The sequence below is a fragment of the Streptomyces sp. NPDC051207 genome (genome assembly GCF_040682395.1).
Classification (GTDB): domain Bacteria; phylum Actinomycetota; class Actinomycetes; order Streptomycetales; family Streptomycetaceae; genus Streptomyces.
The window spans coordinates 368,483-383,836 of sequence record NZ_JBFBAX010000002.1 but is presented as its reverse complement, the minus strand read 5'-3'; the positions used below and the strand labels follow the sequence as shown (position 1 = coordinate 383,836).

The following is a 15,354-nucleotide window of genomic DNA, read 5'->3' as shown; positions in this document are numbered from 1 at the left end:
GCATCCGCTGTTCCAGGTGATGATCGTGCTCCAGAACAACGCCGAGGCGTCCCTGGACCTGCCGGGCCTGACCGCGCGCCCCATCGACGGCGAGACCACGGCGGCCAAGTTCGACCTCGGCTTCAACTTCATCGAGCGCACCGACCTCGACGGCGCCCCCGCGGGCATCGACGTCTCCATCGAGTACAGCGCCGACCTGTTCGACGCCGACACCGTCCGGCTCATCGGCGAACGGCTCGGCCGGCTGCTCACCACGGGCGCCGCCGACCCGGCGGTCCCGCTCACCCGCATCGGCATCCTCGCCGACGACGAGCGCGAGCAGCTGCTGGCCGGCTGGAACGACACCGCCCGCACCCTCGCACTGCCCCCCGCGACGCAGACCGGCTTCGCCCCCGAGACCCTCGCCGGGCTGTTCGCGGCGCAGGCGGCCCGCACCCCGGACCGCCCCGCGATCGTCGCCGACGACGCCGAACTGACCTACGCCGAACTGGACGAGCGCTCCGCCCGGCTGGCCGCGCTGCTCGCCTCCCGGGGCGTGCGCCCCGGCGACGTCGTCGCGGTCGCCGTGCCGCGCTCCGCCAACCTGACCGTGGCCCTGCTCGCCGCGCTCAAGGCGGGCGCCGCCTACCTGCCGGTGGAGACCGACTATCCGGCCGAGCGGATCGCCTACGTCCTCGGCGACGCCCGCCCGGCGGTGCTCGTCACCACCGTCGACGCGCTCGGCGCCCTGCCCGAGGACACCGGGGCCACCGTCCGCAGCCTCGTCGTGCTCGACGACCCCGGCCTGGAGCGGGAGCTGGCGGACGTGCCCGACGACGCCGTACGGGCGCTGCCCGGTCCGCTGCCCGACTCGCCGGCCTACCTGATCTACACGTCCGGTTCGACCGGCCGCCCCAAGGGTGTCGTCGTGCCGCACCGGGGCATCGTCAACCGGCTGCTGTGGATGCAGGACGCCTACCGCCTCGGCGCCGACGACCGCGTGCTCCAGAAGACGCCCTCCGGGTTCGACGTGTCGGTCTGGGAGTTCTTCTGGCCGCTGATCACCGGCGCGGTCCAGGTGGCCGCCCGGCCGGGCGGCCACCGCGACCCCGCCTATCTGGCACGGCTCATCCAGGACGCCGGCATCACCACCGTGCACTTCGTGCCGTCCATGCTGGAGGTCTTCCTCGCCGAGCCGCAGGCCGCCCGCTGCACCGGCCTGCGCCGCGTGCTGTGCAGCGGCGAGGCCCTGCCCGCGGGCCTGCGCGACCGGTTCCGGGCCCTGCTCGGCGCCGAACTGCACAACCTGTACGGGCCCACCGAGGCGTCCGTCGACGTCACCGCCTGGGACTGCGCCACCGCCCCGGACAGCGCGGTCGTCCCGATCGGACGGCCGGTCTGGAACACCCGCACCTACGTCCTGGACGCCGCGCTCACCCCGGTCCCGGCCGGCAGCAGCGGCGAACTGTACCTGGGCGGCGTGCAGTTGGCGCACGGCTACCTCGGCAGGCCCGACCTGACCGCCGAGCGGTTCGTCGCCGACCCCTACGGCCCGCCCGGCGCGCGGCTCTACCGCACCGGTGACATCGCCCGCTTCACCCGCGACGGGGTGATCGAGTTCCTCGGCCGCACCGACGACCAGGTCAAGATCCGCGGCCGGCGCATCGAGCTGGGCGAGATCGAGCACGCGCTCACCCGGCACCCCCGGGTCGGCAGCGCCGTCGTCACCGCCCACCGGGACCCCTCGGGCGACACCCGCCTCGCCGCGTACGTCACCGCACCCGACCCGGCCGCGCCCGTCGGCCCGGAGGAACTGCGCGACCACCTCGCCACGCTGCTGCCCGACCACATGGTGCCCGTGCACTACGCGGTCATCGACGCCGTGCCGGTCACCCCGAACGGCAAGGTCGACAAGAAGGCGCTCCCCGCGCCGCAGAAGCTGGAACGCGGGCCCGGACGCGCCCCGCGCGACACGACCGAGACGGCGCTCTGCGAGATCTTCGCCGAACTCCTCGGCCACGACAGCGTCGGCATCGACGACAACTTCTTCGAGCTGGGCGGCCACTCACTGCTCGCCACCAGGCTCATCAGCCGGGTCCGCGCCCGGCTGGGCACGGAGATGTCGGTGGTGTCGATCTTCGAGGCGCCGACGGTGGCCGCCCTCGCGGTCCGCCTCGGCCAGGACGGCACGGCCGGACCCACCAGCCCGCTGCTGACGCTGCGTCCCGGCGGCGCCGCGGCCCCGCTGTTCTGCGTGCACCCGCTCGGCGGGCTCAGCTGGCCGTACGCCGGCCTCGGCGAGCACCTGCCCGCGGGCGTCGGGCTCTACGGCCTCCAGGCGGTCGGCCTCGACGGCGACGACCCGCTGCCCGGCTCCCTGGAGGAGATGGCCGCCGACTACGTGGCCCGCGTCCGCACCGTCCAGCCCGAGGGCCCCTACCGGCTGCTCGGCTGGTCGCTCGGCGGCCGGATCGCGCACGCCATGGCCGTCCTGCTGGAGGCCGACGGCCAGGAGGTGGAACTGCTCGCGCTGCTGGACGCCTACCCGCGCACCGAGACCGACACCGCGACGGAGTTCTCCGAGCGGGAGTTCCTCACCGGAGTGCTCTCCGCGGCCGGTCTCGACCCGGAGCGGCTCGGCGGGCCCGTCGACATCCCCACGGTCATGGCGGCGGTCCGCTCCACCGGCAACGACCTGGCGGGCCTCACCGAGGACCAGCTGCGGCGGCTGCAGCGCGTGATGGCCAACAGCTTCCGCGTCGACGGGGCGGCGCTCACCGGCCACTGCCGGGCGGGCGCGCTGATGTTCGCCGCGACCGTCGACCCGGCAGGCGACCCCGACCGGTGGCTCGACCACGCCGCCGGCGGCCTGGAGACCCATGCCGTCGCCGTCTCCCACAACGACCTGATGCGGCCCGAACCGCTCGCCGAGATCGGGGCGGTGCTGGCGAAGAAGCTGGCCCACACCGGCCGGGCCTGACCCGGCACCCGCTCACCCGACAGCACAGAAAAGGAAAACACCATGTCAAAGACGGTCGTGCTCTGCGTGCCGTTCGCCGGGGCCGGCGCCTCGGTCTTCCGCCCCTGGGTGCCGCTGTGCCAGGACCGGTTCGACCTCGCCGCGATCCAGCTGCCCGGCCGCGAGCAGCGCTTCGCGGAGGAGCCCTACCAGGACGCGGTCGTGGCCGCCGACGGGCTGCTGCCCGAGGTGCTCGACCGGGTCAGGGGCGCCGGCCCGGTCGTCCTGTTCGGCCACAGCCTGGGCGCCGTGCTGTCCTACGAGATCGCCCACCGGCTGACCCGCACCGAGGGCGTGGACCTCGCCGCGCTCGTGGTCAGCGGCTCGCCCGGGCCGTGGACCCGCCGCGAGAACGGCGCGAGCGGCCTCGACGACGACCAGTTCCTCGACCGCGTCAAAGAGTTCGCCGGCTACCGGCACGACGCGCTGGAGGACCCGGAGATGCGGGAGCTGCTGCTGCCCACCCTGCGCGCCGACGTCGAGATGCACGAGAGCTACGTGCCCGGCTCCCAGGAGCCGCTGGACGCGCCGGTCATCTCCGTGCGCGGCACCACCGACACCCTCGTCACCCCCGAGCAGGCCATGGAGTGGTCCAAGGCCACCAGCAGGGACTTCCGGTTCGTGGAGGTCGAGGGCGGCCACATGTACCTGGTCGACAACCCCGAGGGCCTCATCGGCGTACTCGCGGACGCCTGCCCCGCCTGAGCCGGCCGGCCGGGCCCCGGCGACCGCCCCCAACGTTAAGGAGTCTTGGTGCGCCTGCAAGGAAAGACCGTCGTCGTGACGGGAGCCGCGCGCGGTGTCGGCCGTGCCTGCGCGCTGGCGTTCAGCCGGGAGGGCGCCGATCTCGCCCTGCTCGACGTGTGCGGCGACGTACCCGGCGTGCCCTACCCGCTCGGCACCACCAGCCAGCTGGAGCACACCGCGCAGTTGTGCCGGGAACAGGGCTCCGCCGTGCTCACCGCCGAGGCCGACATCCGCGACCTCGCCGCCCTGCGCAAGGTCGTCGACGAGGTGTGCGACCGGTTCGGCGCCATCGACGTACTCGTCAACAACGCGGGCGTCGTGGCGCCGTCCGGCCGGACCACCCACGAGATCACCGAGGACGAGTGGCAGGTGATGATCGACATCAACCTGTCCGGCGCCTGGCGCATGATGTCGCTGGTCGGCCCGCACATGGTCGCCCGGCGCTCCGGCAGCGTCATCAACGTGGCCTCCACCGCCGGACTCGTGGGCTACCGCCACTTCGCCGGATACACCGCCTCCAAGCACGGCCTGATCGGCCTGACCAGGGCCGCCGCGCTGGACTACGCACCGCTGAAGGTCCGGGTCAACGCCCTGTGCCCGGGCTCCATCCGGGACGACAGCCAGGCCGAGGGCCGGATGCTCACCGAGATCGCCAGGTCGCTGCGGCTGCCGGTCGGCGAGCACGAGCAGACGTTCGTCCAGTCGCAGCCGATGAACGCGCTGATCGAGCCGGAGGACGTGGCGGGCGCCGCACTCTGGCTGGCCTCCGACGAGTCCAGGCAGGTGACCGGCTCCGTGCTGACCGTCGACGGCGGCTTCACCACCCGCTGAGCCACCACCAACCACGTCTAGGGGACCAGTCGTGTCGATCTCACACCAGGACGCCGTCGCGCCACTCACGCCGGAGCGGGACACCGCCGCCCGCGCCGACGAGTGGCTCTCGGACACCTACCGGTCCGCGCCCGGCGCGGCGTGCCACGCCCTGCGGGTGCGGCTGTCCGGCGGGACGCCGGGGCCGCAGGCGCTGTCCGGGCGGTTCGCCGCCCTGGCCGCCGAACTGCCCGCCGCCGGCGGCCCGGACCGCGCCTCCGCACGGCTGTGGACCGAGCGGGTGCCGTGCCCCGCCGACGCACCCGCCGCCGGACGGCGCCGGGCCCGCGAACTCACCCGCCCGGTGAACGCCCTGGTCCGCGCGGTACTGCTGCACTACACCGACGACACCACCGACCTGGTGGTCACGGCCCACCGCGCAGCCCTGGGTATGCAGGCCCTGCGGCACTTCACGGCACGGCTGCTGGGGGCAGGCCCGGAGGGGGGCGCTGCCGCCGCCCCGGCCTCCCGGCCGGGGAACAACCCCGTCCCCGCCCCCGGGCCGGGGAACAACCCCGTCCCCGCACCCGGGCCGGGGAACGACCCCGCCCGCCAAGCCTCCGAACTCGCCGCCTGCGCCCTCGGCGCCGAACTGGACTGGGGCCTCGGCCGGCCGCACGGACCCGGCACCCCCGGGACGCGCACGCTGCCGCTGGCCGCCGGCCATCCGGCCGGGGACGCAGAGAGCTGGGCCGCCGCGCTCGGGGTCGTCCTCGCCCGTTACGAGGGCGTCGGCCGGCCGGTGCTCGCGGTGACGGTCCCCGACGCCCACGGCCCCGCCGACCGCATCGCCCTCACCCCCGTCGCGGCCGACGGCGCGCACCCGCTGGGCACCGTCGACAAGGAACTGCGCACCGGCCTGGCCGCCGGACCGGCCCACTTCACCGAGGACCTCCGGCGCGAGCTGACGGCCGCGGGCGCCGACCCGTCCGGTGCCGCGGCGGTGGGCCTCGTCTTCGCCGACCGGGACCCGGCCGCCGGGCTGCCCGGCGCCGTGCGCGCCGAGTACCTGCCGTTCCAGCTCCCGCCGTTCCCCGTCACGGTCACCGTGACCCGGGACGCCGCCGGGCAGCGGGCGCTGCGCTGCGACTTCTCCCCGCGCACCCTGGCGCCCGGCATGGCCGAGCAGTTCCTGCGGCACGTCGGCCGGGCGCACCGCACGCTCGCGGAGGCACCGGACACCCTGGTCGCGGACGTACGGCTGTGGGACGAGGAGGAGGCGGAGCACCTCGCGGCCCTCGGCCGGCCCGGCCCCGTGCCGCAGGTCCAGCGGCGCCGCATCGACGGCGCGATCACCGAGATCGCCGCCGAACGCCCCGACGCCGTCGCCGTGTGCTTCGGGGACACCCGCCTGACCTACGGCGAACTCGACCGCCGTGCCGACCGGTTCGCGCACGCCCTGCGCGCCCTCGGCGTGGCCGACCGCGACCGGGTCGGGGTGTGCCTGGAGCGCACCGCCGACCTGATCGTCGCCCTGCTCGCGGTGCTGAAGGCGGGCGCCACCTATGTGCCGATGGACCCGGCCTATCCCCAGGACCGGCTGTCCTACACGACGTCCGACGCCGGCCTCACCACCGTGATCACCGAGCTGGCGGACTTCCCCGGCGGCGACACCGCCCGCGTCGTCTCCCTGGCGGGCCTGGCGGAGCTGGCCCCCGCCGAGTGCGACGGGCCGCCGCCGTCGGAGACCGGCGCCGACGACCCGGCGTACGTCATCTACACCTCCGGCTCCACCGGCCGCCCCAAGGGCTGTGTCATCCCACACGTCAACGTGCTCGCCCTGATGGCCGCCACCACCGGCGACTTCGCCCTCGGCGGCGACGACACCTGGACGCTGTTCCACTCCAGCGCGTTCGACTTCTCGGTGTGGGAGATCTGGGGCTGCCTGCTCACCGGCGGACGCCTGGTCGTCGTGCCGTACTGGGTCTCGCGCTCCCCGGAGGACTTCCACGCGCTGCTGCGGCGGGAGCGGGTCTCGGTGCTCAGCCAGACCCCGTCCGCCTTCGCCCACCTGGTCGAGGTCGAACGCGACGGCGCGGACCCCGCCCCGGTCCGCCTGGTCGTCTTCGGCGGCGAGGGACTCGACCCGCGGATGCTGCTGCCCTGGTTCGACCGGCACCCGGAGACCGTGTGCCGGGTGGTCAACATGTACGGCATCACCGAGACCACGGTCCACGTCACCGCGCAGACCGTCACCCGGGCCGAGGCGCTCGCCGGGTCCAGGTCGGTCGGGCACGCGCTGCCCGGCTGGTGGGTGCGGGTCGCCGACCCCGACGGGCGGACCCTGCCGGTGGGCGTGGCCGGCGAGATCTACGTCGGCGGCGCCGGAGTGGCCTCGCACTACCTGAACAAGCCCGAGCTGACCGGGCAGCGGTTCCTGACCGACCCGCGCACCGGCGAGCGGATGTACCGCAGCGGCGACAAGGGACGGCTGCTGCCCGACGGCCGGCTGGAGCACCTGGGCCGGCTGGACAGCCAGGTCAAGCTGCGCGGCTTCCGCATCGAACTGGACGAAATCCGCTCGGTGCTGCTGGACGACCCGCGGGTCACCGCCGCGGCCGTGGTCCTCAACCGCGCCGACCCGGACGACGCGGCGACCGCCCAGCTCGACGCGTACGTGGTGATGGACGGCGACGACACCGCCTCCGTGCGGCAGCGCGCGAGCAGGTTCCTGCCCGAGTACATGGTGCCGTCGACGGTCACCGCGCTGGACCGGATGCCGCTGACCACCAACGGCAAGCTCGACACCCGCAGGCTGCCGAAGCCCGCTCAGCCGGCCAAGGCCACCCCCGAGCCGCAGGCCACCGCCCCGAGCAAAACGCCTGAGGCGCGGACCCCCGCCCGGGGCGGCACGTTCGAGGACGCGCTGCTGGAGGTGTGGCAGGAGGTGCTCGGCGTCCCGGTCGGCCCCGACGACAACTTCTTCGACCTCGGCGGCAACTCGCTGCTGGCGATGCGCGTGGGCGCCGCGCTGCGCCGGCGCGGCGGCCCCACGGTGGCCATGCGCGACCTGTACCTGCGTCCGACGATCCGCCAACTGACCGCGGACCACGCCGGATGACTTCCGACAGCAAGAGGAACACACCATGGCTGAACCGTCCCTGCCCGCCCTCTTCGAGGCGCAGGTGGCACGCACTCCGCACGCCGTCGCCGTCCACAGCGACGGGCGGGACCTGGACTACGCCGGGCTCAACCGCCGGGCCAACCTGCTGGCGCACCACCTGCTGGCGCGCGGCATCGGCCCGGAGCACGTGGTCGGGGTCCGCATCCCCAGGTCGGCCGACCTGGTGGTGGCCCTGCTCGCCGTCCTCAAGGCCGGTGCCGCCTACGTCCCGGTCGACAGCGACTGCCCGGCCGAGCGCCTGGAGTTCATCGTCGAGGACACCGGCCTCCAGCTGATGCTCGTCCAGGACGCCGAGGTCGCTGCCGGCGGCCCGCACACCGTGACGGTCCCCGCCGTGGTCGCCGCCGCCGAGGCGGCGGGCGGTCCCGCGCACGACCCGACCGACGCCGACCGGCCCGCGCCGCTCACCGCGCGGAACCTGGCGTACGTCATCTACACCTCGGGCTCCACCGGCCGCCCCAAGGGCGTGGCGGTGCAGCACGACACGCTCGTGCGCTACCTGGAGTTCGCCTGCGCCGCCTACCCGGGCCTGGCGCGGGAGGCGCTGCTGCACTCCCCGGTCGCCTTCGACCTCACGGTCACCGCGCTGTACGGGCCGCTGCTGCTGGGCGGCCGGGTCCGGGTCGCCGCGCTGGACCGGGAACCGGAACAGGACGGGGGAGCGGTCGGGCGGCCGGGCTTCGTCAAGGCCACCCCGTCGCACCTGCCGCTGCTGACCGCGCTGCCCGGCAGCCTGTCCCCGACCGGGGAACTCGTCGTCGGCGGCGAGATGCTGATCGGCGACGTCGTGGACCGGTGGCGGCGCACCCACTCGGGCGCCACGGTCGTCAACGAGTACGGCCCCACCGAGGCGACCGTCGGCTGCTGCGTGTTCTCCATCGGGCCCGACGACGCCGTCGAGCCCGGCGCCACCCCCATCGGCCGCCCCACGCCCGGCACCGAGCTGTACGTCCTGGACGAGCGCCTCAGGCCCGTCCCGGCGGGCACCGAGGGCGAGTTGTACATCGCGGGCGGCCAGGTCGCGCGCGGCTACCTGGGCCGCCCCGGACTGACCGCGGAACGCTTCGTGGCCGCGCCCGGCGGCACCCGTATGTACCGCACCGGCGACATCGCGCGGATGCGGCCCGACGGCCACCTCGAGTACCTGGGCCGCACCGACGACCAGGTCAAGATCCGCGGCTACCGCATTGAACTCGGCGAGGTCACCTCGGTCGTCGCCGCCCAGGACGGAGTGCGGCAGGCCGCCGTCGTCGCCCGCGAGGACGGCTCGGGCGACCGGTACCTGGCGGGTTACGTCGTCCCCGAGGACGGCGCCGCCCCCGACCCGGCCGCGCTGCGCGAGGCCGTCGCCCGGACCCTGCCCGCCTACATGGTGCCCTCGGCGTTCATGGTGGTCGGCGAACTCCCCCTGACCTCCAACGGCAAGCTCGACAAGGCCGCCCTGCCCGCGCCACCGGCCGAGGACGGACCGGTGGGCGACGCGCCCCGCACCGACGCCGAGGCGCGGCTGTGCGCCCTGTTCGCCGAGATCCTCGGCGTGCCCGCCGTCTATCTCGACGACGACTTCTTCGGCCGGGGCGGCGACAGCCTGCGCGCCGCGCGGCTGGCCGGCAAGGCCCGCAGGTCCGGCTGGACCTTCGGCCTGCGCGACGTCCTGGAGCTGCGCACCCCGCGCGCCCTGGCCGGACAGGCCGGGTCCGCGGGTGCCGCGGACGGGGGAGCGGCGTCGTGACCGGCCGCGGTGTGGTGATCGTCGGCGCCTCGGTCGGCGGCACGCGCGTGGCGGCGGCCCTGCGGGAGGCCGGCTACGCGGGCGCCCTCACCCTGGTCGACCCCGACCCGGACGCGCCCTACGACCGGCCCCCCCTGTCCAAGCAGATCCTCGCCGGCGACTGGGACGCCGCACGCGCCTCGCTCGGCGACCCCGAGGAGTGGGGAGCCACCCGGTACGTCGCCGCCGCGGCCGGCCTGGATCCGGCGGCGCGCCTGCTGCGCCTGGACGACGGCACCCGCCTCGGCTACGACCGGCTGGTCCTGGCCTGCGGCGCGGCGCCCCGCCTGCTGCCCGGCATGCCACTCGGGGGAGTGCACGTGCTGCGCACCCTCGCCGACTGCCACGGGCTGCGGGCCGACCTCGACCGCATCGGCGACGGCCGGCTGGTCGTCGTCGGCGGCGGTTTCATCGGCGCCGAGGTGGCCTCCACGGCGCGTGCCCGCGGCATCGACGTGACCGTGGTGGAGGCCCAGCCCGCACCGCTGTCCGGGCTGCTCGGCGAGGACGTCGCCGCCGAACTCAGCCTGCTGCACCGGGACAACGGCGTGCGGCTGCTGTGCGGCACCTCCGTCGCCGGGCTGGTCGGCGGGGTGTCGGTCACCGGGGTGACGCTCACCGACGGCACCACCCTGCCCGCGGACGCCGTCGTGGTGGGCATCGGCGTGCGGCCCGCCACCGGCTGGCTGGCCGACTCCGGCATCCTGCTGGACACCGACGGCGGCGTGCTGTGCGACGAGTACTGCGCGGCCGACGCCGACCACACCGTGTACGCCGTCGGCGACGTCGCCCGCTGCCACGACCCGCTGCTGGGCCGGCACGTCCGGGTCGAGCACTGGACCAACGCCGTCGAGCAGGCCGCGGTCGTGGCCCGCGCCATCGCCGGGCCGGACCCGGAGCCGTACCGGCACGAGTTCTTCGTCTGGTCCGACCAGTACGGCGGCAAGATCACCCTGCTGGGGCGGCCGGGGCCGGGCGACGAGACCGACGTGGTGCGGGCGGGCGGTCCGCGCCGCCGGTTCGCCGTCGCCTACCGGCGCGGGGCCCGCCTGACCGCCGTACTGACCGTGAACTGGCCGAAGGCGCTGGTGGTGGCCCGGCGGTCGATGGCGACGCGGGGCGACGCCGACGACGTCGTCGGCAGTTGGAAAAATTTGTAGTCGCAGCTTGCTGAAACGCCTCTTTCGGCGGGCCGGAATTCCTGGATGATTTGAGTGTGCGGCCCGTCAAATGACGTGCCGGAGCGGCGGATTGCATATCGCTGCAAAATCCCCGGACGGCTCTCTGCCGACCCGGACAAGGTTGCTAGCGTGGCGGAAAGTGTGCCGGGCTGAATTCTGGCCCGGGCAATACCCCTTGCTGCCCGAATTTCTTCGAAAGGGATATCCGGTGCTCCAGGAAGCCCATGCCGAGCCGCTGGTGCTCCGGCAGCGGTGCGCGTCCGCCGAGGCGGGCACGCGCGCCCTGCTGCTGCACGGCCTCGGCAGCAGCGAGAGCTCCTGGGACGCGTTCGTGGAGCACCGGCCGCCGGGACTGGAACTGTGGAGCGCCGGCCTGCCCTGGCGGGCCGGCGGCGCCTTCGCGGTCGCCGAACGCGACGACGCCGCCTGGATCACCGAGGCGGTCGCGCGGATCCCCGGCGGCGTGGACGTGGTGATCGCGCACTCCTTCGCCACCGTCCTGCTGCTCACCCTGCTCGCCGACACCGCGGCGGCCGGCAAGGACCCGCGCGACACACTCGGCATCCGCGCCGCCGTGCTCGTCTCACCGTTCCACCGGCAGCGCCCGGAGGACTTCAGCTGGGCCGAACTGCCGCACTTCCTCGACCTGTTGCGCCTCGGCGCCGAGGACGGCATCCAGGCCCGGTCCCGCAAGCACCTCGACCCCGACCTGCGGGCCGAGATGGCCGAGCGCTCCCTGGAACAGCTCGGCCCGCACTGGGTGGTCCGCCACCTGCACGCCTACCTGCGCACCCCCTTCCTGCCCGTCGGCCAGGTGGACCTGCCCGTCCACGTCGTCGTCGGAGCCGAGGACCCGATCGCGCCACCGGCCGAGGGCACGGGCCTCGCGGCCCTGCTCGGCAACGCCTCGCTCGACCGGATCGACGGCTGCGGTCACACCCCGATGGCCGAGCGCCCGGAGCGGTTCTCGCTCGCTGTCCAGCAATTCCTCACCACCCTGTCGGCGGGCAACCCCCCGACGGCGGTCAACTGAGTACGGGAGTACATCGATGGCCACCCTGACCGATGTCGAGATCAAGAAGCTGCTGACCGAGCCGAGTTCGGTGACCATGCGTCCCCCCTACGAGGGCGGCAACATCAACACCGCGATCGGCTTCAAGTGCGACAACTACATGCTCGAAGCCGCGGTGCTCGACCACTTCCGGGCCGTCGGCCTCGGCGCCACCGAGCTGTACCTGGTGCACGGCGTCAACTTCGACGTGGTCGGCGTCGACACCCGCCTGCACACCGTGCTCACCCTCGACGACGACGTGCTGATCGAGGTCACCCCGAAGACCAAGGACACCGACCGCGAGATGGTCTTCGCGGTGGCCGCGATCGTGCAGCGCGACGGCGCGCCCAAGAAGGCCGTCACCTCCAAGCTGCGCGTGCTGCTGCGCCGCGACCCGGCCATCCCCGACCCGGCGCCGCTCCCCGCCGAGCTGGAGCGCTTCGTCGTGGACCGGCTCGCCACCGCCGAGCCCACCGAGCTGGCCGCCACCCCGAGCGACGACCTCAACGGCGCCTTCCACCGCGGCGAGGACGCCGACACCGACCCGGTGCTCGCCGAGATCATCGGCGACGACAACGCCGTCGGCTGGAAGTGGCGGGTGCCGTACTACTACTGCCACTTCACCGAGCGCATGCAGATGTCCGGCTACCTGCGCCAGATGGAGGAGGCCAAGCACCTCTTCGTCGCCTCCCGCGGCATCAGCATCAAGCGGCTGCTCGACGAGCGCGGCTGGATCCCCGTCGTGACGTCGAACAAGCTGCGCTTCACCGACGAGACGATCATGGAAGAGGACCTGTACACGGTCTACACCGTGGAGTCCGTCTTCAAGGACATGCTCTACACCTCCCGCATGGACTTCTACGTCGTGCGGGACGGCAAGCTCGTCAAGACCGCCACCGGCGAGATCACCCACGGCTACTGCCACAAGGAGTCCCCGGAGGCCGAGTGGCAGATGGCCGTCTTCGACGACGAGGTTCTGCGCGCGCTGCGCGGCGAGTGACCCCCCACCCCACAGCCCGGAGGACCCCATGGCTTCCCGCCGCCGGCCGCGCTGGTACTTCTCCCTGCGCAGCCCGTATTCCTGGTTCGCCTACCGCGACCTGATGCGCACCCACCCCGAGGTGCTCGACGCCATCGAATGGCTGCCGTTCTGGGAGCCGGACGAGGAGACCGCACGGCTCCTGGCCGACGAGGGCGTCACCCTGCCGATCGTCGCCATGAGCCGGGCGAAGAACTTCTACATCCTGCAGGACACCCGCCGCCTCGGCACCGAGCGCGGGCTGACCGACATCACCTGGCCCATCGACCGCAACCCGTGCTGGGAGGTCTCCCACCTGGCGTGGATCGCCGCCGAGGACGAGGGCCGCGGCAAGGACTTCGTGGCCGCCGCCTACCGCGCCCGCTGGCAGGAGGGCAAGAACATCTCCGAGCCGGAGGTCATCGCCGCCATCGCGGCCGACCTCGGCCTGGACGCCGGCCGGCTGTCCACCGCGGCCCAGGACCCCGACCTGCGCAAGCGCGGCGCCGCGTACCTCGCGGAGTCCGCCCACGACGGGCTGTTCGGCGTGCCGTTCTTCATCAACGGCCGCGACAAGTTCTGGGGCGTCGACCGGGTCGCGCCCTTCGTCCGGTCCCTGAAGGACAGCGGACAGATCGCCGGGCCGGCCGTCGAGGCGCCGGACCCGGCGACCCACGCCGACCTGCTGGCGGCCGGCGGCGACCAGGGTCACGCCGGCGGCTGCGGCTGACACCCGCGTGACGGACACCCGCCCCGGCCCGCACAGCGCGGGCCGGGCACCCCACCCTGCGGCGAACGACGAGGAGACGACTGTGGACAGCGACGCGCGCGGCACCGGGCGCCGCACCGACTGGGATGCCGTCGTGGTCGGCGCCGGCCTCGGCGGACTGACCGCCGCGGCCTACCTCGCGGCAGCCGGCCGGCGCGTCCTGGTACTGGAGCAGTTCACGATCGTGGGCGGCAACAGCCATGTGTTCCGGCGGCGCCGGGCCTACGAGTTCGACGTGGGCGTCCACTACCTCGGCGACTGCGCGCCCGGCGGTGTCATCCCGAGCATCCTGTCCGGGGTGGGCCTCGCCGACCGGGTCGACTTCCTGGAGATGGACCAGGACGGCTTCGACCTCATCAGGGTGCCCGGGGTGTCCGTCGACATGCCCGCCGGCTGGGAGGCGTACCGGCGGCGCCTGACCGCGGCGATGCCCGAGGAGGCGCACGGCCTGAACGCGTTCGTCGACGTCTGCTCGGCGCTCGGCGAGGAGCAGCGCGCCGCGCTGTTCGAGGCCCACCAGTGGTCCCCGCAGGACATCGCCGCCCGCACCACCACCCTGCGCCAGTGGGGCAGGCGCACGCTGGACGACCTGTTCCGGCAGTGCGGACTGTCCCCCCGGGCCCGCACGGTGCTCGCCGCGCAGGCCCCCAACTACGGGCTCACCCCCAAGCAGGCCACCGTGGCCCGGCACACCAGCGTCACCGACCACTACCTGCGCGGCGCGTACTTCCCGGCCGGCGGCGGGCAGGTGCTCTCCGCCGGCCTGGTCGAGGTGATCGAGGCGCACGGCGGGCAGGTCCGCACCCGCAGCCGGGTGCGCCGCATCCTCGTCGACAACGGCAAGGTCACCGGAGTGCACCTGGACAGCGGCGAGATCGTCACCGCGGACCTGGTGGTGTCCAACGCGGACTACCCCCGCACCGTCCTCGAACTGGTCGGCCGGGAGCACTTCCAGAAGTCCCTGGTCACCCGCACCGAGCAGGCCCGCATGGGCATGCCGTGGCTGGTGCTCTACCTCGGCCTCGACACCGACCTGCGGGACCGGCCCAACGCCAACCTGTGGTGGTACGACACCGACGACATCGACGGCTACTTCGACGCCGTGAGCGGCGGCGGCACGAGCGAAGTCCCCTTCCTCTTCTGCTCGTTCGCCTCGCTCAAGGACCCCGGCAACCGCGCCATGTGCCCGCCCGGACACGCCAACCTCCAGGTCATGACGCTGTGCCCGCCCGACTACGCCTGGTGGGGCGTCACCGGGGGACCCGCCGACGGCGGCGACTACCGGCGCAACCCGGTCTACCTGAGCCGCAAGCGGGACCTGACCGAGGCCACGCTCAACGCCGCCGAGAAGGCCCTCGGACCGCTGCGCCCGCACATCACCCACCTGGAGGCGGCGACCCCGCTGACCCACGAGCGGTACACGCTGTCCACCGGAGGCACCCCCTTCGGGATGGCCGAGTGGGGCGGCACCGCCCGCCCCGGCACCGCGACCGCCATCGGCGGACTGCACGTCGTCGGCGCCAGCACCCAGGCCGGCAACGGCATCGCGGGCGTCATGCTCGGCGGCATCAACTGCGCCGCCGACATCCTCGGCGAGCCGCTGCTGGCCGCCGCCCGCGCCGGCACCGTGTACGGCGACCCCGGCCTGCTGCCCGACCGGCCGGACGACTGGGACCCCCGGGAGGTGTGCCGGGGCAGCGTCCGGCGCGGCACCCCGCCCCGGCCCTTCCGGCTCCGGCCCGAAACCCTCGCCGGACCGCGCCGGTGACCCCGCGCGCGACCCGCGAGTGACCCCGCGCGCCCGACTCGCAGGCGCGCGCCCCAA

The 15,354-nt window shown here is 74.2% G+C and carries 10 protein-coding genes; all 10 read left to right on the top strand.

Annotated elements, in window-relative coordinates; translation table 11 throughout:
* On the top strand, window positions 1-2,959 hold a 2,959-nt coding region (locus AB0M97_RS03500; protein WP_365959021.1), incomplete at its 5' end, for an amino acid adenylation domain-containing protein.
* A 42-nt stretch (window positions 2,960-3,001) separates the two neighbouring features.
* On the top strand, window positions 3,002-3,703 hold the full coding sequence (locus tag AB0M97_RS03495; RefSeq protein ID WP_365959020.1) for an alpha/beta fold hydrolase: 702 nt from the start codon (window positions 3,002-3,004) through the stop codon (window positions 3,701-3,703).
* Window positions 3,704-3,751: 48 nt separating this feature from the next.
* Window positions 3,752-4,576, top strand: a complete 825-nt coding sequence (locus AB0M97_RS03490; protein ID WP_365959019.1) for a mycofactocin-coupled SDR family oxidoreductase — start codon at window positions 3,752-3,754, stop codon at window positions 4,574-4,576.
* 31 nt (window positions 4,577-4,607) lie between these two features.
* Complete coding sequence (locus AB0M97_RS03485; RefSeq protein ID WP_365959018.1) at window positions 4,608-7,676, top strand: amino acid adenylation domain-containing protein; 3,069 nt, start codon at window positions 4,608-4,610, stop codon at window positions 7,674-7,676.
* Between the two features lie 25 nt (window positions 7,677-7,701).
* A complete protein-coding gene (locus AB0M97_RS03480) occupies window positions 7,702-9,471 on the top strand; it encodes a non-ribosomal peptide synthetase (RefSeq protein ID WP_365959017.1) in 1,770 nt (589 codons plus the stop codon).
* Complete coding sequence (locus AB0M97_RS03475) at window positions 9,468-10,670, top strand: FAD-dependent oxidoreductase (RefSeq protein ID WP_365959016.1); 1,203 nt, start codon at window positions 9,468-9,470, stop codon at window positions 10,668-10,670. Before AB0M97_RS03480 ends, AB0M97_RS03475 begins: the two co-directional genes overlap by 4 nt.
* 229 nt (window positions 10,671-10,899) lie before the next feature.
* Window positions 10,900-11,724, top strand: a complete 825-nt coding sequence (locus tag AB0M97_RS03470; protein ID WP_365959015.1) for an alpha/beta hydrolase — start codon at window positions 10,900-10,902, stop codon at window positions 11,722-11,724.
* Between the two features lie 16 nt (window positions 11,725-11,740).
* The gene (locus tag AB0M97_RS03465; protein ID WP_365959014.1) at window positions 11,741-12,742 is read left to right on the top strand and encodes a thioesterase family protein; all 1,002 of its coding nucleotides are present in this window, start codon (window positions 11,741-11,743) and stop codon (window positions 12,740-12,742) included.
* Window positions 12,743-12,770: 28 nt separating this feature from the next.
* Window positions 12,771-13,490, top strand: a complete 720-nt coding sequence (locus tag AB0M97_RS03460) for a DsbA family protein (RefSeq protein WP_365959013.1) — start codon at window positions 12,771-12,773, stop codon at window positions 13,488-13,490.
* Window positions 13,491-13,572: 82 nt separating this feature from the next.
* Entirely contained in the window at window positions 13,573-15,297 is a 1,725-nt protein-coding gene (locus AB0M97_RS03455; RefSeq protein ID WP_365959012.1) for an NAD(P)/FAD-dependent oxidoreductase, read from the top strand.
* Window positions 15,298-15,354: the final 57 nt, after the last annotated feature.

Coding starts and splice junctions, on each gene's coding strand:
- AB0M97_RS03460 (WP_365959013.1), top strand. CDS start 12,771: ATGGCTTCCCGCCGCCGGCCGCGCTGGTACTTCTCCCTGCGCAGCCCG.
- AB0M97_RS03495 (WP_365959020.1), top strand. CDS start 3,002: ATGTCAAAGACGGTCGTGCTCTGCGTGCCGTTCGCCGGGGCCGGCGCC.
- AB0M97_RS03480 (WP_365959017.1), top strand. CDS start 7,702: ATGGCTGAACCGTCCCTGCCCGCCCTCTTCGAGGCGCAGGTGGCACGC.
- AB0M97_RS03465 (WP_365959014.1), top strand. CDS start 11,741: ATGGCCACCCTGACCGATGTCGAGATCAAGAAGCTGCTGACCGAGCCG.